This window comes from Streptomyces sp. NPDC038280, from assembly GCF_055600045.1.
The window spans coordinates 134,990-156,150 of sequence record NZ_JBVJYZ010000004.1 but is presented as its reverse complement, the minus strand read 5'-3'; the positions used below and the strand labels follow the sequence as shown (position 1 = coordinate 156,150).

Genomic DNA, 21,161 nt, shown 5'->3' with positions numbered 1-21,161 from the left:
AGCCGCTGAGACCGCCGCGATCACGCGGTCCCGCAACGCGAAAAGAGTTCCCTCGTGGCCGCCGCCCGCATCCTTGTCCTGGTCTCCGGGTCCGGTACCAATCTCCAGGCACTGCTCGACGCCATCGCCGCCGACCCGCGAGGGCCGGAGGGATACGGCGCCGAGATCGTCGCCGTGGGGGCGGACCGAGACGGAATCGCCGGTCTGGAGCGGGCCGAGCGGGCGGGGCTGCCGACCTTCGTGTGCCGGGTGAAGGACCACCCCACCCGCGAGGAGTGGGACCGCGCGCTGACCGAGGCCACCGCCGCCCACGAGCCGGACCTCATCGTCTCGGCGGGCTTCATGAAGATCCTCGGGAAGGAATTCCTCTCCCGCTTCGGCGGCCGGATCGTCAATACGCATCCCGCGCTGCTGCCCAGTTTTCCCGGTGCCCACGGAGTGCGTGACGCACTCGCCTATGGCGTACGGGTCACCGGATGCACCGTCCACTTCGTCGACGACGGCGTCGACACCGGCCCGATCATCGCCCAGGGCGTGGTCGAGGTCCGGGACGAGGACGATGAAGCCGCTCTCCATGAGCGCATCAAGGAAGTCGAGCGAAGGCTGCTCGTCGATGTCGTGGGGCGTCTGGCCCGGCACGGCTACCGCATTGAGGGACGAAAGGTATCAATCCCGTGACCGCCGAAGGTACGAAGCGCCCCATCCGCCGCGCGCTCGTCAGCGTCTACGACAAGACCGGCCTGGAGGAGCTGGCCCGTGGCCTGCACGAGGCGGGTGTCGCCCTCGTCTCCACCGGCTCCACCGCCTCGAAGATCGCCGCGGCCGGCGTCCCGGTCACCAAGGTCGAGGAGCTCACCGGCTTCCCCGAGTGCCTGGACGGCCGGGTCAAGACGCTGCACCCGCGGGTGCACGCCGGCATCCTCGCCGACCTGCGCCTCGAGGACCACCGCCGACAGCTCGCCGAGCTGGGCGTCGAGCCGTTCGACCTGGTGATCGTCAACCTGTACCCGTTCAAGGAGACCGTCGCCTCCGGCGCGACCCCGGACGAGTGCGTCGAGCAGATCGACATCGGCGGCCCGTCGATGGTCCGCGCCGCCGCCAAGAACCACCCCTCCGTCGCCGTCGTCACCAGCCCCGCGCGGTACGCGGACGTGCTCACCGCGGCCCGTGAGGGCGGCTTCGAGCTGGGCGCCCGCAAGCGCCTCGCGGCCGAGGCCTTCCAGCACACCGCCGCGTACGACGTCGCCGTCGCCTCCTGGTTCGCCGACGACTACGCCGCCGCCGACGACTCGGGCTTCCCCGACTTCCTGGGCGCCACCTACGCGCGCGAGAACGTGCTGCGCTACGGCGAGAACCCGCACCAGGGCGCCGCGCTGTACGTCGACGGCACCGGCGGCCTCGCCGAGGCCGAGCAGCTGCACGGCAAGGAGATGTCGTACAACAACTTCACCGACACCGACGCCGCGCGCCGGGCCGCCTACGACCACGCCGAGCCGTGCGTCGCGATCATCAAGCACGCCAACCCGTGCGGCATCGCGATCGGTGAGGACGTCGCCGAGGCCCACCGCAAGGCGCATGCCTGCGACCCGCTGTCCGCATTCGGCGGTGTGATCGCGGTCAACCGCCCGGTGTCCGTGGCCATGGCCGAGCAGGTCGCCGAGATCTTCACCGAGGTCATCGTCGCTCCGGCGTACGAGGACGGCGCGGTCGAGATCCTGGCCCGCAAGAAGAACATCCGCGTCCTGCGCGCCGAGGGCGCCCCGGCCAACCCGGTCGAGGTCAAGCCGATCGACGGCGGCGCGCTGCTCCAGGTCACCGACCGTCTGCAGGCGGAGGGCGACGACCCGGCGAACTGGACCCTCGCCACCGGCGACGCGCTCTCCACCGACGAGCTCGCCGAGCTCGCCTTCGCCTGGAAGGCCTGCCGGGCCGTCAAGTCGAACGCCATCCTGCTCGCCAAGGACAACGCCTCCGTCGGCGTCGGCATGGGCCAGGTCAACCGCGTCGACTCCGCGAAGCTCGCGGTGGAGCGCGCCGGCGAGGAGCGGGCCCGCGGCTCGTACGCCGCGTCGGACGCCTTCTTCCCCTTCCCGGACGGCCTGGAGATCCTCACCGCGGCCGGCGTCAAGGCCGTGGTCCAGCCCGGCGGTTCGGTTCGTGACGAACTGGTCGTGGAGGCGGCGAAGAAGGCGGGCGTGACGATGTACTTCACCGGCACGCGCCACTTCTTCCACTAGCCCCCGGGCAGTCCCCGCAGTCGAACGACGAAGGCCGCAACACCCGCCTCACGGCGGAGCGTTGCGGCCTTCGTGGTATCCGGCGGGAGCCGTGCGTCAGTGGCGCGGGCGCTGGAACCAGGTCGAGGCCTCCTGCTTGGCGCAGAAGACGATGATCAGAATGCCCAGCGCGAGGCTGATCAGCGCGAGGACGTTCGCGGTCAGCAGGCTGAAGAGGCTGAACAGCGCGGTCAGCGAGCCGTACACGATCGCCGAGATGCGGATGCCGTTCCCGCCGGAACGGAACTTCGCCGCAGTGAGGATCGCCCACAGGGCGACACCGAGCGTCAGGATGCCCGCGACCACCATGACACCGGTCATCGCGGACGCGGCGGTGTCGGCGTCGGAGCCGAGCTCGGCCGAGTCCGACATCTGGTCGGCGACCCAGCCGCCGAGGGCGACCATGGCGATCGCGCCGAGGACCTGCAGGCCGCCGAGGATGAAGAGCATGATGCGGGCGGCCTTCACGCCACCGGGCATCTCGGTCGGAACGCCCGGGTAGCCCGCGCCGTACGGCTGCTGGACCGGCGGGGCCTGCGGGTAGCCGTAACCGGGCTGCTGGCCCTGGTACTGGTCCTGGGGATAGCCGTAGCCCGGCTGCGGCTGCTGCGGAGGCTGCTGCTGGCCGTAGGGGTTGTTCGGGTCGCCGAAGCTCATGCGGGTTTCCTCCGTGGGTTGTGCGGGGACGACGCGGCCCGCGCGGAGGATCTTTACGAACTGAACAGTTTGCCCCCCGGCACTGCCCGCGGCACTGCGCCGTTCATCGTCGTCTTAACGTCGACTTTTTGTCCAGTCGGTATCGCTCTGCGTTGTGCAAGTGCAACCTCGTGTTCCTGCTGATGACCACGAATTGGAACAAGGGAGGGGTCATCCGGGAGGATGGGGTCATGACCGCCCAGATTCTCGATGGCAAGGCCACCGCAGCCGCGATCAAGTCCGATCTGACCGCCCGTGTGGCGGACCTCAAGGCCAAGGGCATCACCCCTGGGCTCGGCACGCTGCTCGTCGGCGACGACGTCGGCAGCCAGAAGTACGTCGCGGGCAAGCACCGTGACTGCGCGCAGGTCGGCATCGCCTCCCTGCAGCGTGAACTGCCCGCCTCCGCCACGCAGGAGGAGATCGAGGCGGTCGTCCGCGAGCTCAACGAGGACCCTGCCTGCACGGGGTACATCGTGCAGCTGCCGCTCCCCAAGGGCATCGACACCAACCGCGTACTGGAGCTGATGGACCCGGAGAAGGACGCCGACGGTCTGCATCCCACGAACCTCGGCCGCCTGGTGATCGGCCAGACCGGGCCGCTGCCCTGCACCCCGGCCGGCATCGTCACCCTGCTGCGCCGGCACGGTGTGGAGATCGCCGGGGCGCATGTGGTCGTGGTCGGCCGCGGGATCACCATCGGCCGTCCGATGCCGCTGCTTCTGACCCGTAAGTCCGAGAACGCGACGGTCACGCAGTGCCACACCGGCACACGCGACCTCTCCGGGCATCTGCGGCAGGCCGACATCGTGGTCGCCGCGGCGGGCGTACCGCACCTGATCAAGCCCGAGGACATCAAGCCGGGTGCGGCCGTGCTCGACGTCGGTGTCAGCCGGGACGAGAACGGCAAGATCGTCGGGGATGTGCACCCGGGTGTCACCGAGGTGGCCGGCTGGGTCGCCCCGAACCCGGGCGGCGTCGGTCCGATGACCCGCGCGCAACTTCTGGTGAACGTGGTCGAGGCGGCGGAGCGCGCGAGCGCCGCGACGAGCTGACACGAGAACGGTGACGGGAACGGGAACGGTGTCGGGAACCGGGGAAGGGTGCCGCTGATGGGCGCACGGCCGAACGACGAAGCGGACTCCGCGCGGACGCCCCGGGCGGACGGCGCGGGCGATCCGGCCGAAGGCCCCGCGACCGGCGCCGACAAGGCGGGGCCGGGGTCGGAGTCGGAAGAGGAAGGCCGGACCGAGGTCCAGGAGTCCGGCCGTGAACCCGTGGGGCCTGTCGAGGTCAACGGGACCGGTGACGACGCCGCCGGGCGCGGTGATTTCCTCGGGGCCACCGCCGCCTCCGGGAAGTCCCGCCGGCCCCCGGCGGTGACCACCGATACCGCCCGGCCGGAGGGCGGCGGGCGGGCGGCTCCCGGGGACGCGCCCGCTCCCGCGCGGCAGTGGCCGCTGCTCACCGTGCTCGGGATGACCGGGCTCGGGCTGCTGATCGTCGGTGCGGATCCGTTCCCTCAGGCGTTCCGGGTCGGGGCCATCCTCATCGGCGTCGCCCTGCTCACCGGCGCCGTCATGCGCCGCACCCTGCCGTCCGTCGGCATGCTCGCGGTCCGCTCACGCTTCACCGACATGGTCACGTACGGACTCATGGGCGTGATCATCGTGCTCCTCGCCCTCATGCTGCAGCCGCGGCCGTGGCTGGAGATCCCGTTCCTGGAGGACGCCCTCCATGTGACCGTCACTTAGCGACCGTCACCTGGCAGATCGCGGCGACGGCGCCCGTCCCCTCCCCCGAGGGAGGACGGGCGCCGTCTGCGATCAAGAGTCATGCACGCGCCAAAGTGGTTCAAGGTTCGTCCGGGGCCTGTGGCGCGGAAGTGACCATTCCGGGAACGTGTGGCAGGTGTGCAACCAATACCGGGGGCGCGCGAGAGAGTGTCGCTCTGCGACGAATGCCCCGGTGCGCCCCCCTGGTTGTGCCTGCCATCCTGAGTCCGGGCGTCCCGCTGGGTAGTCCGCACGCGGAAGCCCGCACGCGGAAGCCGCGGGCCGGGGACGGTGGGGGATGAGGGGGAAGCGATGCCTCGCTGGAAGGCGCTGCCTGAAGAACTCGATCCACAGGCCAGGGAGTTCGCGAACCAGTTACGCAGGCTCGTCGACCGCAGCGGACTGAGTCTCGCCGCCGTCGCGGACAGAACCGGGTACAGCAGGACCTCCTGGGAGCGCTATCTGAACGGACGGCTGCTCGCACCCCGGGCCGCGATCCTGGCGCTCACCGAAGTCACCGGCGCCGCCCCGGCGGATGTGATGGCCATGTGGCAGCAGGCGGAGCGCGCCTGGAGCCGTTCCCCGACACGGCACGCCGCGACCATGGACGCCGAACGGCCCTCCCGGGCACGGGACGCGCCGACAGCGGCGCCCACCCGAGCCCGTCGGGGCCCCGGCGCCGGCGACGGGCGGAAAGCCCTCATGTTCCTCGCGGGCCTCGTCGGCGCCCTGCTCGTGGTCGGCGCTGCCGTCCTCGTCACCGACCTGGGCGGGCCGGGGGCCTCCGGCGCCGCCGGCGAAAGCCACGACCACGGCGGGAAGGCCGAGCCCCCGTCCCCGTCCCTGTCCCCCTCCTCGTCCGCCACCGGAGGCCGGCCGCTCCCGGCCGGGGTGAAGTGCGCCGGCGCCGCCTGCGACGGCCGGGACCCCGCGACCATGGGCTGCGGCGGGAAGTTCGCCACGACCGTCTCCAGTGCGCGGGTCGGCGCGGCCCTCGTGGAGGTCCGCCGCGGCGGGGCGTGCGGGGCCGCCTGGGCCCGTATCAGTGGGGCAGCGCCCGGCGACACCGTACGGATCACGGTGGGCGGCAGGACACGGGGTGGTGTCGTGGACGCCGACGGCGGCGCCTACACCCCGATGGTGGCGGTGGCTTCGGGCACGGACGCGCACGCATGCGCCACGCTCGCGGCGGGTCCCAAGGGCTGTACGACCGGCTGACACCGCGAGCTTGACGCCCCCGGCCCGACCCGATGCCCCGGGCACACGCCCCGACCCGTGCGCGCCAACACTCCGGCCCTGCGCCCCGAACCCGTGCGCGCCGACGCCCGGCCCCCGCTGACGGAGAACCAGACCCCACGGTGAAGCAGAGGGGTGGCAGTGAGCCGTCCCACAAGGGGGTGGGGGTTGGACCCGCCCACGGTCGGATAGCCTGACCGCTGGATATCTCTTCACGTCGAGACACCGATCGATCATGGGAGATGTCCAGCACCAGGGGCAGGGACCCCCACCGCCAGCTGTCTTACGGAGATCGCCATGACCCGCACTCCCGTGAATGTCACCGTCACCGGCGCGGCCGGCCAGATCGGTTACGCGCTGCTCTTCCGCATCGCCTCCGGCCACCTGCTCGGCGCGGACGTGCCGGTCAAGCTGCGCCTCCTCGAGATCCCCCAGGGCCTGAAGGCCGCCGAGGGCACCGCCATGGAGCTCGAGGACTGCGCGTTCCCGCTGCTGCGCGGCATCGAGATCACCGACGACCCGAACGTCGGCTTCGACGGCGCCAACGTCGCGCTGCTCGTCGGCGCCCGCCCCCGCACCAAGGGCATGGAGCGCGGTGACCTGCTCTCGGCCAACGGCGGCATCTTCAAGCCGCAGGGCAAGGCCATCAACGACAACGCCGCGGACGACATCAAGGTCCTGGTCGTCGGCAACCCGGCCAACACCAACGCCCTGATCGCCCAGGCCGCGGCTCCGGACGTACCGGCCGAGCGCTTCACGGCGATGACCCGCCTGGACCACAACCGCGCGATCTCGCAGCTGGCCACCAAGACCGGCGCCGCCGTCTCCGACATCAAGCGCCTCACCATCTGGGGCAACCACTCGGCGACCCAGTACCCGGACATCTTCCACGCGGACATCGCCGGCAAGAACGCCGCCGAGGTCGTCAACGACGAGCAGTGGCTGGCCGACACCTTCATCCCGACCGTCGCCAAGCGTGGCGCGGCGATCATCGAGGCCCGTGGCGCGTCCTCGGCCGCCTCGGCCGCGAACGCCGCGATCGACCACGTGTACACCTGGGTCAACGGCACGGCCGAGGGCGACTGGACCTCCATGGGCATCCCGTCGGACGGTTCGTACGGCGTCCCGGAGGGCCTGATCTCCTCCTTCCCGGTGACCACGAAGAACGGCTCGTACGAGATCGTCCAGGGCCTGGACATCAACGAGTTCTCGCGCGCCCGCATCGACGCCTCGGTCCAGGAACTGGCCGAGGAGCGCGACGCCGTGCGTGGGCTCGGCCTCATCTGAGCCCAGCGCTCAGCCTCGTCCGAGCCCGGCCAGACCCGGTTTCGTACCGCCCCCCGGCAGCCCCGCTGCCGGGGGGCGGTCGTGTGTCCGGAACTGGACGGGGTGCTCCGGGAGTCTGGGTTGTCATGCGCGTGATGATGATCCTTCCCGCCCTGACAGAAGCGACGAGCCCCCTCTTCCGGCCCATCAAGTACTCGCTCTTCCCGCCGCTGGGTCTCGCGACCCTCGCCGGCTATCTGGACCCCGGCGACGAGGTGACCCTCCACGACGAGCACGTGGAGCGCGTCGACATCGAGGCCCTGGAGACGCCCGATCTGCTGGTCGTCCAGCCGTACATCACCTCCGCCCGCCGGGCTTACGAGATCGCCGACCACTTCCGCGCCCGGGGCGCGCACGTCGCCATGGGCGGGCTGCATGTGACGTCGCTCCCGGACGAGGCCGCCGCGCACGCCGACACGATCTTCACCGGTCCGGGCGAGGACACCTGGCCACGGTTCCTGAAGGACTTCCGGGACGGCGCGCCCGCCCGGCGCTACGACTCCACCCTGCGCACCCTCGCCGGACTTCCTCCGGTACGGCGTGACCTGATCAAGCGCCGGCTGTATCTCGTTCCCAACTCGATCGTCGTCTCGCGCGGCTGCCCCCACCACTGCGACTTCTGCTACAAGGACGCCTTCTTCGAGGGCGGCAAGTCCTTCTACACGCAGGCCGTGGACGACGCGCTCGCCGAGATCGACCGGCTGCCGGGCAAACATCTGTACTTCCTGGACGACCACCTTCTGGGCAACCGCCGGTTCGCGGAGGCGCTGTTCGACGGGATGGCCGGCATGGGGCGGCTGTGGCAGGCGGCGGGGACCGTGAACTCCGTACTCCAGCCGGGGCTTCTGGAGCGCGCCGTGGAGGCGGGCCTGCGCAGCCTGTTCGTCGGCTTCGAGACCGTCAACAGCGCCAATCTCGCGGAGCGCCGGAAGAACCAGAACATCGGTAAGGACTACGCGGCCGCCGTCCGCCGTCTCCATGACGCCGGTGTCATGGTCAACGCCAGTTTTGTGTTCGGCCTCGACCAGGACGGTCCCGATGTCTTCGACCGGACGGTGGAGTGGGCCGTCGAGCAGGGCATCGAGACGGCCACGTTCCACATCATGACCCCCTATCCGTCCACCGGTCTGTGGAAGCAGATGGAGGCCGAGGACCGGATCGTCCACCGGGACTGGGACCTCTACGACACGCGGCACGTCGTCTACCGGCCGAAGGGGATGACCGCGCGTCAGCTGGAGGACGGCTACTGGCGCGCGTACCGGGACTTCTACCGGTGGCGGAACATCTGGCAGGGCTCGTCGGCCCAGCCGGGTCCGCACGAGCGGCTGAGGCATCTCGCGTACGCGGGTGGCTGGAAGAAGTTCGAGCCCGCCTGGGACGCGCTGATCCGCTCCCGCCGCGTGGTGGGCGCCCTGCCGCTGCTGGAGCGGACGCTGGCGGCCTTCGGCGGCAGGCGGCCCCACAGCTAGGACACCCACGCGCTACCCCCCGCCTGTTGTGCATCTACACTCGAATGTAGTACTTCTTATACATGAGCGAGCAGGTGCACAACAGGATCGCCGTGGTGCGGGCCGAGCGGAAGGTGTCGCGTCAGGCTCTCGCCGAGGCGGTGGGGGTCCACTACCAGACCATCGGCTACATCGAGCGCGGCCAGTACAACCCGAGCCTCGACCTGGCGCTGAAGGTCGCGCAGTACTTCGGTCTGCCGGTGGAGGCGCTGTTCTCCCTGGAGCCGTTCCAGCCGCTCACCGATGAGGTCTACGGGAGGAAATGACGATGCTGACCACGGGGACGACCACGGGCGCGAGCGGGGCGACGCGCTTCGACCGGCGCATGTACGCGCTCATGAACAACCGCGAGGGCGCGCCCTTCTACGCCACCGCCGCCCGTCGGCGGACCGCCGTCGGCATCCACATCGCGCTGACAGCGGCCTCGGTCGGCGTCTGGATCGAGCTGGTCCGCAGTGACGCGATGTGGCCCGCCTGCGCCATGCTCGGTCTCTTGCTGCCGTGGGTCTTCGCGACCGGCGTCATCAACGGCTCCACCCGGGGCCTGCTCGAACTGCGCGGCCGGATGCTCGACGAACGCCAGCTCGCCGAGCGCGACAGGGTGCGCGCCCTGGCGCACCGGATCACGACCTGGGTGCTCGGCGCGGCCACGGCGGCCGTCGGCGCGGCGGCCTGGTTCGCGGGGCTGACCCTCGACGGGATGGTCTTTCCGGTGCTCTTCGGGGCGCTCGTCACCCACTGGCTGATGCCGCTGTGGGTCGCCGGGCTCCGGGTCCAGGACGAGCCCGCCGACGACTGACGCGCGGTCCTACGCGGAGGCGAGTTCCGAAGCGATGTCACGCAGCGCTGCCGTCGCGCGGCGCAGCAGACCGGGGCCGAAGGTGATCCGCGTGGCGCCGAGCCGGCCGAGTTCGGCCGGTGAGGGGCCGCCGGGCAGCGCGAACACATTGAGCGGAGCGCCGATCTCGGCGCGCAGGAACGGCAGTTGGTCCGTCGGCGCCATGATCGGGAAGACGCTGTCCGCGCCCGCCGCGTGGTAGAGCCGGGCCCGCTCGACGGCCTCGGCGGGGTCGGGCACGCCCCGTACGAAGCTGTCGACGCGGGCGTTGACGAAGAGCGCGTCACCGGCCTCGGCCCGTACCGCCGCCAGCCAGTCCGCGTGCTCCCGGGGGTCTTTGAGGCCCTTCCCGGGCTCCGAGTCCTCCAGGTTCACGCCGACCGCGCCCGTCTCCAGGACCCGGGCCACCAGCTCCTTCGGAGCCAGTCCGTAGCCGTGCTCCAGATCCGCCGAGACGGGCACGGAGACCGAGCGGACGATCCTGGTCACCGCCGCGAACATCTCGTCGACGGGGATCGCGCCGCCGTCCTCGTACCCCAGTGAGGCGGCCACCCCGGCGCTGGTCGTCGCCAGTGCCGGGAAGCCGGCGTCCGCGAAGACACGGGCGCTGACCGCGTCCCAGGGGCCCGGCAGGACCAACGGGTCGTCGGCCGCCCGGTCCTGGTGCAGCGTGCGGAACACCTCGACGGCGGCCGCGCCGCGGCCCTGGGTCACTGCCATACGAGTCCTCCGGGCGGTGTGCGGCGGGCGACCATGAGGCGGTTCCAGCCGTTGATGACGACGATCAGGGCGATCAGATGGGCGAGAGCGGCCGGTGCGAAGTGCGCGGCGGCCCGCTCGTGGACGGCGTCGGGGACGAATCCGTCGGTGAGGACGGTGACGGACTCGGTCAGCGCCAGCGCGGCACGCTCGCGCTCGGTGAAGACGCCGTCCGTCTCCTCCCAGACCTGGAGCAGATCGAGCCGCCGCTCGGACTCGCCGTTCTCGCGCGCCAGGGCCAGGTGCATGTCCAGGCAGAACGCGCAGCGGTTGATCTGCGAGGCGCGGAGCATGACCAGTTCGACGAGGACCGGATCGCCGAGACCCTTCTTGGCGGCCGCGCTCGCGGCGGCGAGCGCGTGGTAGACGTCGGCGGAGAGCCGGTCGGTACGGGACGGCATGTCGGTGCGCGGTCCTTCACTGGGTCGGCCGGACGGTCGAGCGGGCGGTCCTTCAGCAGGACGGTCGGTACGGCGCTTGCGGCGGGTCAGTTCTTGAACATGCCCGGGGTGTAGTGGCCCGGGACCGTACGGGCGGTCACGCCGATACGGTTCCACGCGTTGATGACCGTGATCGCCGCGATCAGCTGGGCGAGTTCGGCCTCCTCGAAGTGCCGGGCGGCCCTCTCGTACACCTCGTCCGGCACGAAACCGTCGGTCAGAACCGTGACCGCCTCGGTCAGCGCGAGCGCCGCCAGCTCCTTCTCGGTGTAGAAGTGCTCGGACTCCTCCCAGGCGGAGAGCTGGACGATCCGCTCCACCGACTCACCGGCCGCGAGCGCGTCCTTGGTGTGCATGTCGAGGCAGAAGGCGCAGTGGTTGATCTGCGAGGCCCGGATCTTGACCAGCTCGTACACGACCGGGTCCAGACCGTTCGCGGCGGCCGTCTCGAGCCGGATCATCGCCCGGTAGAACTCTGGCGCCAGCGTGGCCAGAGGGAGGCGGGGGGTGTGCTCGGGGGCGTAGGTCTTCTCGTCCGCGGTGTTCCCGGGCGCGGGGTTCGTCGTGGTCATGAGAACGACCGTATGGCGCGCGTGGCGCAGGAGTATGGTCCACCTTCATGGCGAATGACTGGGCCACTTTCGGGGCCGACCTCCATCTTGAGCTGCGTGGACCACGGCTGCGGGCGGGGCTGATGGACGCCCTGCGCGAGGCCGTGCGCAGCGGACGCCTCGCGCCCGGGACACGGCTGCCGTCGTCCCGTTCGTTCGCCGCCGACCTGGGGATCGCCCGCAACACCGTCGCTGACGCGTACGCGGAGCTGGTCGCCGAGGGCTGGCTCACCGCGCAGCAGGGCTCCGGCACCCGGGTGGCCCGGCGCGCCGCGCCGCGCAGACCCGCGCCCGCCCCGCCCCGGTCCCACCCGTCGCCGGGCCGGGCCACCCACAACCTGCGCCCCGGCACCCCCGACGTCGGCTCGTTCCCGCGCGCCGAATGGCTCAAGGCGGCCCGGCGGGCCCTGACCGACGCCCCGCACGAGGCCTTCGGTTACGGGGATCCGCGCGGCCGGATCGAACTGCGGACCGTCCTCGCCGAGTACCTGGCCAGGGCGCGCGGCGTTCACGCGAGTCCGGACCGGATCGTCATCTGCTCCGGCTTCGTGCACGGGCTGATGCTGATGGGCAAGGTGCTGCGCGCCGGGGGTCCACCCCTGCCCTCGGGGCGCAGGGGGAGGATGCGGGAGGTGGCCGTCGAGTCGTACGGACTCGATGTGCACTGGAATCTTCTCATCGAGGCCGGATTGCGGTTGCCGGCCCTTCCCCTCGACGAACTGGGCACGCGCACCGATCAGTTGGTTCACATGAAGGGTGCGGGCGCGGTACTGATGACCCCGGCCCACCACTTCCCGCTCGGCGGCGCGCTGCCCCCGGACCGGCGTGCCGCCGCCGTCGACTGGGCGCGCGCGACGGGCGGTCTGATCCTGGAGGACGACTACGACGGCGAGTTCCGCTACGACCGCCAGCCGGTCGGCGCCCTCCAGGGCCTCGACCCGGAGCGCGTCGTCTACATGGGGACGGCGAGCAAGTCACTGGCGCCGGGGCTGCGGCTGGCGTGGATGGTGCTGCCGGAGGATCTGGTCGGCGACGTACTGGAGGCGAAGGGAAACGTCGACTGGGTGTCGAGCGCGCTGGACCAGCTGACGCTCGCGGAGTTCATCGCGTCGGGGGCGTACGACCGGCATGTGCGCGGCATGCGGCTGAAGTACCGGCGCCGCAGGGACCAGCTGGTGGAGGCGCTGGCCGAGCGGGCCCCGCACATCCGGGTGAGCGGGATCGCGGCCGGTCTTCACGCCGTCCTCGACCTGCCGCCCGGCACGGAGCGCGCGGTGATCCAGGCCGCGGCGTGGCAGGGGCTGGCCCTGATGGGCGTCGACCGCTTCCGCCACCCGTCGGTGGAGCAGGGCCGCGACGGACTGGTCGTCGGGTACGCGACCCCGACGGACAGCGGGTGGGCTGGTGCGCTGGACGCGCTGTGCCGGGTGCTCCCCTGAACCCCTACTTCCGCTCCGGATCGTCCGGGGTCCCGGGCGCCGGCGTCGGTGAGGGCGCGGGTGTCGGCCCGGGCGGCTGGACGGGCTCGGGCGCGGGCGGCTCGCCGAAGCGGGCCAGGAACAGCCCGCCCGCCACCGCGACCACGAAACCGGTGACCGCCAGCCAGGCCATCCCCTCGCGCGTGCGGTCGCCCAGCCACACCACGCCCACCACCGCCGGGCCGATCGTCTCGCCGAGGACCATGCCCGCCGTGGCCGTCGTCACCGAGCCGCGCTGGAGCGCCGAGGTGAGCAGCAGGAACGCCACACTGCCGCCGAGCATCAGCGCGTAGATCGCGGGGTTCGCCAGGTCGAAGGAGTCGATCAGCCGGACCGCGACCTCGACCACCCCGAATCCGAAGCCGGCGGCCAGTCCCAGCAGCAACGCCCGGGGCCCCTCCGGCAGCCGGCCCACCGCCGCGCCGATCAGCAGGATCCCGAACGCCATCCCGAGCATCGACCAGCGCAGCGCCGCCGATCCCGGCCGGTCGCCCTCCGGGCCGGAGGCGAAGCCGAGCATCGCAAGCCCGGCGCAGACCACCACCACGGCCGCCCACTCGGCAGCGCTCAGCCTGACCCGCAGAAGACGCGAGGCGACGACGGCGGTCACCGCGAGGCTCGCCGCGAGCGCCGCGCCCACCGCGTAGATGGGAAGGCTCCGCAGGGCCACGATCTGCAGGACGAAGGCGAGGCCATCCAGCCCGAGTCCGGCCAGGTAGCGCCACTGCCGCAGCGCGCGGATCAGCAGCGCCGGGTCGACCCCGGAGCCGCTGCCGGGTTTCGCGGCGCGGGCGGCAATGGCCTGCAGGACGGAGGCCGTGCCGAAGCAGACCGCGGAAGCGAGTGCGCAAACCATCCCCAACAACACAAAGCGACTGTAGTCCCGGATCGTTCACAGATCATTCGCGGACCGGGCGCAAGGGCGCGGCGGGCGGCCCTCTAGGGTGTGCGAACGGTTGGTCGAGGACGTGGAAGAAGCGGAAGGGCGGCACATGCGCAGGCTCAGGTCGAGCACCGTGGTGCTCGGCGGCATGGGGGTGCTCGCGGCGACGATCACCGCCTGCGGTTCCGAACCGGACAAGCGGTGCGTCGACCCGCTCACCCGGGAGATGCTGCCCAGTTACGAGTGCAGCGGGAGCGGCAGCGGTAGTGGGAGCAGCAGTGGCAGCAGCAGCACCCCTCGTGGCTCGTACTACTACGGCGGCAGTGTGAGCGGAGACCGGGTCGACGGCGGCAGCTTCGACAAGACGGCGGTCGACCGGGGCGGTTTCGGCTGCTCCGGGTCCGGCTCCGGCGGCGGCTGAGCGAGTCGGGTCGACATGGAACGGCACACCATCGAACCCCGCCCCGGCTGGCAGCGGACCGTCGAGGAGCAGGGGCTCGTCTATCCCCTCACCCGCTACCCCGACGGCTCGCTGCGCCCCTACTGGGACGAGAGCGCGTACTACTCCTTCACCCTGCCCGAGGTCGAGGCGCTTGAGGAGGTCGTCGAGGAGCTGCACGCCATGTGTCTGGTGGCGGCCGCCCACATCGTCGAGCGGGAGCGCTTCGCCGACCTGGGGATCACCGACCCCCGGCTCGCCTCACTCGTCGCCGAGTCCTGGCGCCGGCGGGACGAACTCCCCTCCCTCTACGGCCGGTTCGACCTGCGCTACGACGGTACGGGCCCGGCCAAGATGCTGGAGTACAACGCCGACACGCCCACCTCGCTCGTGGAGGCCGCGGGCCCGCAGTGGTTCTGGATGGAGGAACGCTTCCCGGGCGCCGACCAGTGGAACTCGCTCCACGAGCGGCTCGTCGACGCCTGGAAGAGCCAGTCCGCCCTGCTGCCGCCCGGCCCGGTGCACTTCGCGCACTCCGACGGGGACGAGCTGGGCGAGGACCTGATGACGGTCGCGTATCTGCGCGAGACCGCCCAGCAGGCCGGACTCGACACCGAAGCGCTGTCCATGGAGCAGATCGGCTGGGACCGGCTCAGCGGACGCTTCGTCGACGACCGGCTGCGCTTCATCCGCAGCTGCTTCAAGCTCTATCCGTGGGAGTGGCTGGTCACGGACCGGTTCGGGCCGCACGTCCTGGACACGCTCGACAACGGCGGCGGCACCGGCACCACCTGCTGGATCGAGCCGGCCTGGAAGATGCTCCTCTCCAACAAGGCGCTGCTCGCGGTCCTCTGGGAGCTGTATCCGGGGCACCCGAATCTGCTGGCCGCCCATCTGGACGGTCCGCGCGACCTGGCCGTGACCTCCGGTTACGTCGCCAAGCCGCTGCTCGGCCGCGAAGGCGCGGGCGTCACCGTCCACGCGCCGGGCGCCGACCCGGCGGCGGACCCCGTCGTGCGGGAAGAGCCGGTCTGCTACCAGGAGTTGGCCCCGCTGCCCGACTTCGCCGGCAACCACGTCGTACTCGGCGCGTGGGTCGTCGGGGACGAAGCGGCGGGGCTCGGTATCCGCGAGTCGTCGGGGCTGATCACGGACGAGTACGCCCGCTTCCTGCCCCACGTCATCCTCTGACCCCACCCGGCCGCCCCCTGTCGCACAGCCAACGGCCGGCCGGCCCCCTCACAAGAGGGCCGGCGCCGCCTCAGTCCCCCAGCACCGCCCTCAGCTGATCGAGCCCCCAGTCCAGATCCTCCTTGCTGATCACCAGCGGCGGGGCGATCCGGATCGTCGACCCGTGGGTGTCCTTCACCAGGACCCCGCGGTCCATCAGCTTCTCCGAGATCTCCCGGCCCGTGCCCCGGCTCGCGGCGATGTCGACACCCGCCCACAGGCCGCGGCCCCGCACGGCCTCCACCGCACCTCCGCCCACCAGCAGGCCCAGCTCACGGTGGAGATGGTCCCCGAGCTCGGTCGCCCGCTGCTGGTACTCGCCGGTCCTGAGCATCGCGATCACCTCCAGCGCCACCGCGCACGCCAGCGGATTCCCGCCGAACGTCGAACCGTGCTCACCCGGCCGGTACACCCCGAGCACCTCGGCGCTCGACACCACCGCGGACACCGGCACCACACCGCCGCCCAGCGCCTTGCCGAGCACGTACATGTCCGGGACCACGCCCTCGTGTTCACACGCGAAGGTCTTCCCTGTCCGGCCCAGACCAGACTGGATCTCATCGGCGATGAACAGCACGTTCCGCTCGCGGGTGAGGCGACGGACCCCCTCCAGATAGCCGGCCGGCGGCACCAGGACCCCGGCCTCGCCCTGGATGGGCTCCAGCAGCACGGCCACCGTGTTGGCGCTGACCGCCGTCTCCAGCGCGGTCAGATCGCCGTACGGGACGATCTCGAAGCCCGGCGTGTACGGGCCGAAGTCCGCCCGCGCCTCGGCGTCCGTCGAGAAGCTGACGATCGTCGTCGTCCGCCCGTGGAAGTTGTTCGCCGCGACGACGATCTTCGCTTGGCCGTCCGGCACGCCCTTGACGCGGTACCCCCATTTCCGGGCCGTCTTCACGGCGGTCTCCACCGCCTCCGCCCCGGTGTTCATCGGCAGCACCATCTCCATGCCGCACAGCTCGGCGAGCCTGCCGCAGAACTCGGCGAACCGGTCGTGATGGAACGCGCGCGACGTGAGCGTCACCCGTTCCAGCTGGGCCTTGGCCGCGTCGATGAGCCGGCGGTTGGCGTGTCCGAAGTTGAGCGCCGAATAGCCGGCGAGCATGTCGAGATAGCGGCGCCCTTCGACATCGGTCATCCAGGCGCCGTCCGCCGAGGCGACGACGACGGGCAGAGGGTGGTAGTTGTGTGCGCTGTGCGCCTCCGCGGAAGCGATCGCGTCTTGTGTTCTCGACACGGGATCTCCGTTCGTCCTGCGGCTCGGTGCGGCAATGGTGCCCTTTTCTATCGTCGCTCGGATGCTGGACGAGGAAACCTTGATGACGACTCGCCCGCTAGGCTGGAAACACGCACGGCGACTGGCGTACGGGGAAGAAACCCCGGGGAAGCCGTGCGCGGCAAACCGCACGAGGTGCCGCCCGCCTGGGCACCCTGGGATCCGTCCCGTGTGGGTGTGCCGCGTCAGACCCCCGGGAGCCACCGCATCGCCCGGAGGAACGCCATGAACGACCTTCCCGCGCACCACCCCGCCCTCTCCGCGGAAGACCCCGAGCTCGCCGCGCTCGTCGGCGCCGAAGAGCGCCTGCAGGCCGAGACGCTCAGGCTGATCCCCAGCGAGAACTACGTCTCGCACGCCGTCCTCGAAGCGTCCGGCACCGTCCTGCAGAACAAGTACAGCGAGGGCTACGCCGGCCGGCGCTACTACGAGGGCCAGCAGAACATCGACCAGGTCGAGGTCCTCGCCATCGCCCGCGCCAAGGCCCTCTTCGGCGTCGACCACGCCAATGTGCAGCCGTACTCCGGCTCCCCGGCCAACCTCGCCGTCTATCTCGCCTTCGCCGAGCCCGGCGACACGGTGATGGGCATGGCTCTGCCCATGGGCGGCCACCTCACCCACGGCTGGGGCGTCTCGGCGACCGGCAAGTGGTTCCGGGGCATCCAGTACGGCGTACGCCAGGACACCGGGCTCATCGATTTCGACGAGGTGCGCGAACTCGCCCTCAAGGAGCGCCCCAAGGTCATCTTCTGCGGTGGCACCGCGCTGCCCCGCACCATCGACTTCGCCGCCTTCGCGGAGATCGCCCAGGAGGCGGGCGCGGTGCTCGTCGCCGACGTCGCCCACATCGCCGGACTCATCGCCGGTGGCGCCCACCCCTCGCCGGTGCCGCACGCCGACGTGATCTCGACGACCACCCACAAGACCCTGCGTGGCCCGCGCGGCGCGATGCTCATGTGCCGCGAGGATTACGCCAAGGCCATCGACAAGGCGGTCTTCCCGGGTCTTCAGGGAGGCCCCCACAACCAGACCACCGCCGCCATCGCGGTCGCCCTCCACGAGGCCTCCCAGCCCTCCTTCCGTGACTACGCGCACTCCGTCGTCGCCAACGCCAAGGCGCTCGCCGAGGAGTTGCTGGCCCGAGGCTTCGCCCTGGTCTCCGGCGGTACCGACAACCACCTGATCCTGATGGACCTCACCCCCAAGGACGTCCCCGGCAAGGTGGCCGCGAAGGCCCTCGACCGGGCCGGGATCGTCGTCAACTACAACACCGTCCCGTTCGACCCGAGGAAGCCCTTCGACCCCTCCGGCGTCCGTATCGGCACCCCCTCCCTCACCTCGCGCGGGCTCGGCACCCAGCACATGGCCGCCGTCGCGGACTGGATCGACCGGGGTGTCACCGCGGCCGGCTCGGGTGACGAGGACGCCCTGGCCCGGATCCGCGCCGAGGTCGCCGACCTGATGTCCGCCTTCCCGGCCCCGGGCCTGCCCACCTGATCACCGACCGCTTCTCTCCGTGAGGCCTCATGGGCGTCCCCTGAGGCCTCACGGGGCTCACCCGGCTTCCGCGGCTCACGCCGCCCCCGGGCCCACGCGGCTCACGCCGCCCCCGGGCCCACGCGGCTCACGCCGCCCCCGGGCCCACGGCTCGCGGGCCTTGCGCCGCCCCCACGCGCCTCGCGCCGCCCACGGGCCCCACGCCGCACACGCCTCGCGGGCCTCGCGGGCCTCGCGCGGCTCACGGGGTGGATTCCGCTATCTCCCTCGCCCGCTCCGGCGACGCCTCGCCCTCCAGCCGCAGGGTCAGCGCGCCCCCGTCCGCGCCCGCCCCGGTCCACAGCAGGGTCGGACCCGCCGTCCGCTCGGAGCGGGTCCATCCCCGGCCACGGCCGTCCGTCAGGGGGACGCGCAGCAGATGCGGCTCGGCGAACCAGTACCCCTCACGGCCGCCGCTCAGATCCACCCACTCGGGCTGCACACGGACCAGCTTGGCGAAGCCGGCGTCGAGCTGACCGGGGAACTCGTCGAGGCGTATCGCCCCGCCCGCGGCCCTCCAGCAGAGGCTCACCATGGCCCGCCCCTCCGGCAGCCGTGTCACCGACACCGCGTCGGGAGGGCCGAGGGCCTCGGGTATCCGGGGCGGGAACCCCGCCAGGCTCGCGGCACGCTCCTCCGGAACCGGGTCCGCGCACCCCGGCACGGACGCTCCGGTCCTCGGCGGCGCCTTCGGGTCGTACCGCACCTCCACCCCGCCGAAGCCGAACCAGTCCGCCACCGTCGCGCGTACCGGAGGCGTGAGCACCAGCACCACCAGCACCCCCGACAGCGCCGCGGCCAGCGCGCGCCCGTGGCGGCGCAGCCAGCGCCTCAGCCGCTCCGTCCTCCCGGGCGGATCGGGCACCGGCACGGACGCGGCCAGCAGCTGCGCCAGCACCCGCTCGGCCATCGTCTCCCCGTCGACGTCGGGGATCCGCATCCGCCGCCCCAGCTCCCGCAGCTCTCCCGGCAGGCCCCGCTCGTCCGCGTGGTCCGGCTCGCCGCCCGCAGGCTCCCGCCCCTCCGCGCGACCCCGCTCGCCGCCCGCGCGTCCCCGCTCAATCCTGTCGTCCCGCTCAACCCCGTCGTCCGGCTTCCCCGGAAGATCCTCGTCGCTCATGCCCATCACCTCCCTCCAGCACCAGTCCCAGCTGCTTCAGCGCCCGGCTGAGCCGTGATTTCACCGTGCCCCGTGGCCACCCCAGCGCCTGCGCGGTCTCCGCCTCGTCCAGCTCCAGCAGATAGCGGTAGATCACGACCTGGCGATGGCTCTCGCTCAGCCCGTCCAGCGCGGCCGCCAGCAGCCGGCTGCGCTCCTGCTCGACCGCGGCCACCGCCGGGTCCGCCGACTCCGGTATCAGGGGCTCGGAGGCGAGCAGATCCGCCTCCCGGCCGGCGACGGCCCGCTGCCGCAGGGCCGCGCGGACTGTGTTCCTCGTCTCATTGACCACGATCCGCAACAGCCACGGACGGAACGCCGAGCCGTCCCGGAACCGCCCGAGCGAGCAGTACGCCTTGAAGAAGGCCTGCTGCACCACGTCCTCCGCGTCCGCACCGGCTCCGCACGCCACGGCCGCTCTCAGCGCCACACCCGTGTGGGCACGCACCAACTCGGCGTACGCCTCCGCCTCCCCGGCGCGTACGCGTGTGATCACCGCGGCCTCGTCGACGACGGTGCGGCCCCCCTCCCGCGTCCTCACACCTTTGATACACCGGCAGTCCGGGATCGGTTCCCACACCTGAGAGAATGATGAGCATGGCCTCTGATCGTCCTCGTGTGCTCTCCGGAATCCAGCCCACCGCAGGCTCGTTCCACCTCGGCAACTACCTCGGTGCGGTGCGTCAGTGGGTCGCCCTGCAGGAGACCCACGACGCCTTCTACATGGTCGTGGACCTGCATGCGATCACCGTTCCCCAGGACCCCGCCGACCTGCGTGCGAACACCCGCCTCGCGGCCGCCCAGCTGCTGGCCGCCGGCCTCGACCCCGAGCGCTGCACCCTCTTCGTCCAGAGCCACGTCCCCGAACACGCCCAGCTCGGCTGGATCATGAACTGCCTGACCGGCTTCGGCGAGGCCGGCCGCATGACGCAGTTCAAGGACAAGTCCGCGAAGCAGGGTGCCGAGCGGGCCACCGTCGGCCTGTTCACCTACCCGATCCTGCAGGTCGCGGACATCCTGCTCTACCAGGCCCATCAGGTCCCGGTCGGCGAGGACCAGCGCCAGCACATCGAGCTGACGCGCGACCTCGCCGAGCGCTTCAACAACCGCTTCGGCGAGACGTTCACCGTCCCGGCGCCGTACATCCTCAAGGAGACGGCGAAGATCTTCGATCTCCAGGACCCGGCGATCAAGATGAGCAAGTCGGCGTCGACGCCCAAGGGCCTGATCAACCTGCTCGACGAGCCGAAGGCGACGGCGAAGAAGGTCAAGAGCGCGGTCACCGACACGGACACCGTGATCCGTTTCGACCCCGTGGAGAAGCCGGGCGTCAGCAATCTCCTCACCATCCTGTCCACCCTCACCGGTACGACCGTCCCGGAGCTGGAGAAGCAGTACGAGGGCAAGATGTACGGTGCGCTGAAGACGGACCTCGCCGACGCCATGGTGGAATTCGTCACCCCCTTCCGGACCCGTACGCAGGAATACCTGGACGACCCGGAGACGCTGGACTCCATCCTGGCCAAGGGCGCGGAGAAGGCCCGCGCGGTCGCCGCCGAGACCCTTGCCCAGACCTACGAGAAGGTGGGCTTCCTGCCCGCGAAGCACTGAGTCCGGAGTGGGGCCCGAGGGCCCTGGCCTCCCGGACGCGCAGGCGCCACACTGGCGGCTGTGCGACCCATCACCGATGACTGA

The 21,161-nt window shown here is 71.4% G+C and carries 22 protein-coding genes and 1 riboswitch; of the genes, 14 read left to right on the top strand and 8 right to left on the bottom strand.

Going from position 1 to position 21,161, the window contains the following annotated elements; translation table 11 throughout:
* The first annotated feature begins 54 nt into the window (after positions 1 to 54).
* Together purN and purH are read left to right on the top strand one after the other, a co-directional pair.
* The gene (gene purN / locus ACZ7J0_RS11560; RefSeq protein ID WP_470886295.1) at positions 55 to 678 is read left to right on the top strand and encodes a phosphoribosylglycinamide formyltransferase; all 624 of its coding nucleotides are present in this window, start codon (positions 55 to 57) and stop codon (positions 676 to 678) included.
* Positions 675 to 2,237 carry a bifunctional phosphoribosylaminoimidazolecarboxamide formyltransferase/IMP cyclohydrolase gene (purH, locus tag ACZ7J0_RS11555; protein ID WP_470886293.1) on the top strand — a complete coding sequence of 521 codons (1,563 nt, stop codon included), beginning with the start codon at positions 675 to 677 and terminating at the stop codon, positions 2,235 to 2,237. The genes purN and purH overlap by 4 nt, the downstream gene beginning before the upstream one ends.
* A gap of 96 nt (positions 2,238 to 2,333) precedes the next feature.
* Here the strand turns inward: purH and ACZ7J0_RS11550 are convergent, their stop codons facing one another.
* Positions 2,334 to 2,933, bottom strand: a complete 600-nt coding sequence (locus tag ACZ7J0_RS11550) for a hypothetical protein (protein WP_470886291.1) — start codon at positions 2,931 to 2,933, stop codon at positions 2,334 to 2,336.
* A gap of 230 nt (positions 2,934 to 3,163) precedes the next feature.
* Here ACZ7J0_RS11550 and ACZ7J0_RS11545 point away from each other — a divergent pair, with 230 nt between their 5' ends.
* From ACZ7J0_RS11545 to ACZ7J0_RS11515, 7 genes are all read left to right on the top strand, one after another.
* Positions 3,164 to 4,027, top strand: a complete 864-nt coding sequence (locus ACZ7J0_RS11545) for a bifunctional methylenetetrahydrofolate dehydrogenase/methenyltetrahydrofolate cyclohydrolase (protein ID WP_470886289.1) — start codon at positions 3,164 to 3,166, stop codon at positions 4,025 to 4,027.
* Between the two features lie 57 nt (positions 4,028 to 4,084).
* On the top strand, positions 4,085 to 4,726 hold the full coding sequence (locus ACZ7J0_RS11540; RefSeq protein WP_470886288.1) for a DUF3017 domain-containing protein: 642 nt from the start codon (positions 4,085 to 4,087) through the stop codon (positions 4,724 to 4,726).
* 333 nt (positions 4,727 to 5,059) lie between these two features.
* Positions 5,060 to 5,965, top strand: coding sequence for a helix-turn-helix domain-containing protein (locus ACZ7J0_RS11535; protein ID WP_470886286.1), 906 nt, complete (start codon positions 5,060 to 5,062; stop codon positions 5,963 to 5,965).
* 315 nt (positions 5,966 to 6,280) lie between these two features.
* Complete coding sequence (locus ACZ7J0_RS11530) at positions 6,281 to 7,270, top strand: malate dehydrogenase (protein ID WP_470886284.1); 990 nt, start codon at positions 6,281 to 6,283, stop codon at positions 7,268 to 7,270.
* A 125-nt stretch (positions 7,271 to 7,395) separates the two neighbouring features.
* Complete coding sequence (locus ACZ7J0_RS11525) at positions 7,396 to 8,778, top strand: B12-binding domain-containing radical SAM protein (RefSeq protein WP_470886283.1); 1,383 nt, start codon at positions 7,396 to 7,398, stop codon at positions 8,776 to 8,778.
* Positions 8,779 to 8,840: 62 nt separating this feature from the next.
* The gene (locus tag ACZ7J0_RS11520) at positions 8,841 to 9,083 is read left to right on the top strand and encodes a helix-turn-helix transcriptional regulator (RefSeq protein WP_468708189.1); all 243 of its coding nucleotides are present in this window, start codon (positions 8,841 to 8,843) and stop codon (positions 9,081 to 9,083) included.
* Positions 9,080 to 9,616 (top strand): hypothetical protein, encoded by a 537-nt coding sequence (locus tag ACZ7J0_RS11515; RefSeq protein WP_470886281.1) that lies wholly within the window; start codon positions 9,080 to 9,082, stop codon positions 9,614 to 9,616. The genes ACZ7J0_RS11520 and ACZ7J0_RS11515 overlap by 4 nt, the downstream gene beginning before the upstream one ends.
* Before the next feature lie 9 nt (positions 9,617 to 9,625).
* Here the strand turns inward: ACZ7J0_RS11515 and ACZ7J0_RS11510 are convergent, their stop codons facing one another.
* The 3 genes from ACZ7J0_RS11510 to ACZ7J0_RS11500 form a co-directional block, all read right to left on the bottom strand.
* Positions 9,626 to 10,375 (bottom strand): isocitrate lyase/PEP mutase family protein, encoded by a 750-nt coding sequence (locus tag ACZ7J0_RS11510; protein WP_470886280.1) that lies wholly within the window; start codon positions 10,373 to 10,375, stop codon positions 9,626 to 9,628.
* The gene (locus tag ACZ7J0_RS11505; protein ID WP_470886278.1) at positions 10,366 to 10,815 is read right to left on the bottom strand and encodes a carboxymuconolactone decarboxylase family protein; all 450 of its coding nucleotides are present in this window, start codon (positions 10,813 to 10,815) and stop codon (positions 10,366 to 10,368) included. The genes ACZ7J0_RS11510 and ACZ7J0_RS11505 overlap by 10 nt, the downstream gene beginning before the upstream one ends.
* 86 nt (positions 10,816 to 10,901) lie before the next feature.
* The gene (locus tag ACZ7J0_RS11500) at positions 10,902 to 11,426 is read right to left on the bottom strand and encodes a carboxymuconolactone decarboxylase family protein (RefSeq protein ID WP_470886276.1); all 525 of its coding nucleotides are present in this window, start codon (positions 11,424 to 11,426) and stop codon (positions 10,902 to 10,904) included.
* A gap of 47 nt (positions 11,427 to 11,473) precedes the next feature.
* On the opposite strand from ACZ7J0_RS11500, the gene pdxR reads away from it, so the two are divergent.
* Positions 11,474 to 12,904 carry a MocR-like pyridoxine biosynthesis transcription factor PdxR gene (pdxR, locus tag ACZ7J0_RS11495; protein WP_470886274.1) on the top strand — a complete coding sequence of 477 codons (1,431 nt, stop codon included), beginning with the start codon at positions 11,474 to 11,476 and terminating at the stop codon, positions 12,902 to 12,904.
* Between the two features lie 4 nt (positions 12,905 to 12,908).
* On the opposite strand, the gene ACZ7J0_RS11490 is transcribed toward pdxR, so the two are convergent.
* Complete coding sequence (locus ACZ7J0_RS11490; protein WP_470886272.1) at positions 12,909 to 13,799, bottom strand: DMT family protein; 891 nt, start codon at positions 13,797 to 13,799, stop codon at positions 12,909 to 12,911.
* A 136-nt stretch (positions 13,800 to 13,935) separates the two neighbouring features.
* On the opposite strand from ACZ7J0_RS11490, the gene ACZ7J0_RS11485 reads away from it, so the two are divergent.
* Both ACZ7J0_RS11485 and ACZ7J0_RS11480 read left to right on the top strand, forming a co-directional pair.
* Positions 13,936 to 14,247 carry a hypothetical protein gene (locus ACZ7J0_RS11485; RefSeq protein ID WP_470886270.1) on the top strand — a complete coding sequence of 104 codons (312 nt, stop codon included), beginning with the start codon at positions 13,936 to 13,938 and terminating at the stop codon, positions 14,245 to 14,247.
* Between the two features lie 15 nt (positions 14,248 to 14,262).
* Positions 14,263 to 15,456 carry a glutathionylspermidine synthase family protein gene (locus ACZ7J0_RS11480; RefSeq protein ID WP_470886268.1) on the top strand — a complete coding sequence of 398 codons (1,194 nt, stop codon included), beginning with the start codon at positions 14,263 to 14,265 and terminating at the stop codon, positions 15,454 to 15,456.
* A 70-nt stretch (positions 15,457 to 15,526) separates the two neighbouring features.
* Here the strand turns inward: ACZ7J0_RS11480 and rocD are convergent, their stop codons facing one another.
* Complete coding sequence (gene rocD, locus ACZ7J0_RS11475) at positions 15,527 to 16,732, bottom strand: ornithine--oxo-acid transaminase (protein ID WP_470886266.1); 1,206 nt, start codon at positions 16,730 to 16,732, stop codon at positions 15,527 to 15,529.
* A gap of 107 nt (positions 16,733 to 16,839) precedes the next feature.
* Positions 16,840 to 16,930, top strand: a riboswitch (ZMP/ZTP riboswitch).
* A gap of 66 nt (positions 16,931 to 16,996) precedes the next feature.
* On the opposite strand from rocD, the gene ACZ7J0_RS11470 reads away from it, so the two are divergent.
* A complete protein-coding gene (locus ACZ7J0_RS11470; RefSeq protein ID WP_470886265.1) occupies positions 16,997 to 18,268 on the top strand; it encodes a serine hydroxymethyltransferase in 1,272 nt (423 codons plus the stop codon).
* Positions 18,269 to 18,509: 241 nt separating this feature from the next.
* Here ACZ7J0_RS11470 and ACZ7J0_RS11465 read toward each other — a convergent pair whose 3' ends face one another.
* Positions 18,510 to 19,427, bottom strand: a complete 918-nt coding sequence (locus ACZ7J0_RS11465; RefSeq protein ID WP_470886263.1) for a hypothetical protein — start codon at positions 19,425 to 19,427, stop codon at positions 18,510 to 18,512.
* Positions 19,384 to 20,007 (bottom strand): RNA polymerase sigma factor, encoded by a 624-nt coding sequence (locus ACZ7J0_RS11460; RefSeq protein WP_470886262.1) that lies wholly within the window; start codon positions 20,005 to 20,007, stop codon positions 19,384 to 19,386. The genes ACZ7J0_RS11465 and ACZ7J0_RS11460 overlap by 44 nt, the downstream gene beginning before the upstream one ends.
* 56 nt (positions 20,008 to 20,063) lie before the next feature.
* On the opposite strand from ACZ7J0_RS11460, the gene trpS reads away from it, so the two are divergent.
* The gene (gene trpS, locus ACZ7J0_RS11455) at positions 20,064 to 21,077 is read left to right on the top strand and encodes a tryptophan--tRNA ligase (RefSeq protein ID WP_470886260.1); all 1,014 of its coding nucleotides are present in this window, start codon (positions 20,064 to 20,066) and stop codon (positions 21,075 to 21,077) included.
* Positions 21,078 to 21,161: the final 84 nt, after the last annotated feature.

What these genes read in the sequence shown, in the direction of transcription:
- ACZ7J0_RS11550 (WP_470886291.1), bottom strand. Translation starts at nt 2,933, where the DNA reads ATGAGCTTCGGCGACCCGAACAACCCCTACGGCCAGCAGCAGCCTCCG.
- ACZ7J0_RS11545 (WP_470886289.1), top strand. Translation starts at nt 3,164, where the DNA reads ATGACCGCCCAGATTCTCGATGGCAAGGCCACCGCAGCCGCGATCAAG.
- ACZ7J0_RS11540 (WP_470886288.1), top strand. Translation starts at nt 4,085, where the DNA reads ATGGGCGCACGGCCGAACGACGAAGCGGACTCCGCGCGGACGCCCCGG.
- ACZ7J0_RS11535 (WP_470886286.1), top strand. Translation starts at nt 5,060, where the DNA reads ATGCCTCGCTGGAAGGCGCTGCCTGAAGAACTCGATCCACAGGCCAGG.
- ACZ7J0_RS11530 (WP_470886284.1), top strand. Translation starts at nt 6,281, where the DNA reads ATGACCCGCACTCCCGTGAATGTCACCGTCACCGGCGCGGCCGGCCAG.
- ACZ7J0_RS11525 (WP_470886283.1), top strand. Translation starts at nt 7,396, where the DNA reads ATGCGCGTGATGATGATCCTTCCCGCCCTGACAGAAGCGACGAGCCCC.
- ACZ7J0_RS11520 (WP_468708189.1), top strand. Translation starts at nt 8,841, where the DNA reads ATGAGCGAGCAGGTGCACAACAGGATCGCCGTGGTGCGGGCCGAGCGG.
- ACZ7J0_RS11515 (WP_470886281.1), top strand. Translation starts at nt 9,080, where the DNA reads ATGACGATGCTGACCACGGGGACGACCACGGGCGCGAGCGGGGCGACG.
- ACZ7J0_RS11510 (WP_470886280.1), bottom strand. Translation starts at nt 10,375, where the DNA reads ATGGCAGTGACCCAGGGCCGCGGCGCGGCCGCCGTCGAGGTGTTCCGC.
- ACZ7J0_RS11505 (WP_470886278.1), bottom strand. Translation starts at nt 10,815, where the DNA reads ATGCCGTCCCGTACCGACCGGCTCTCCGCCGACGTCTACCACGCGCTC.
- ACZ7J0_RS11500 (WP_470886276.1), bottom strand. Translation starts at nt 11,426, where the DNA reads ATGACCACGACGAACCCCGCGCCCGGGAACACCGCGGACGAGAAGACC.
- pdxR (WP_470886274.1), top strand. Translation starts at nt 11,474, where the DNA reads ATGGCGAATGACTGGGCCACTTTCGGGGCCGACCTCCATCTTGAGCTG.
- ACZ7J0_RS11490 (WP_470886272.1), bottom strand. Translation starts at nt 13,799, where the DNA reads ATGGTTTGCGCACTCGCTTCCGCGGTCTGCTTCGGCACGGCCTCCGTC.
- ACZ7J0_RS11485 (WP_470886270.1), top strand. Translation starts at nt 13,936, where the DNA reads ATGCGCAGGCTCAGGTCGAGCACCGTGGTGCTCGGCGGCATGGGGGTG.
- ACZ7J0_RS11480 (WP_470886268.1), top strand. Translation starts at nt 14,263, where the DNA reads ATGGAACGGCACACCATCGAACCCCGCCCCGGCTGGCAGCGGACCGTC.
- ACZ7J0_RS11470 (WP_470886265.1), top strand. Translation starts at nt 16,997, where the DNA reads ATGAACGACCTTCCCGCGCACCACCCCGCCCTCTCCGCGGAAGACCCC.
- ACZ7J0_RS11465 (WP_470886263.1), bottom strand. Translation starts at nt 19,427, where the DNA reads ATGAGCGACGAGGATCTTCCGGGGAAGCCGGACGACGGGGTTGAGCGG.
- trpS (WP_470886260.1), top strand. Translation starts at nt 20,064, where the DNA reads ATGGCCTCTGATCGTCCTCGTGTGCTCTCCGGAATCCAGCCCACCGCA.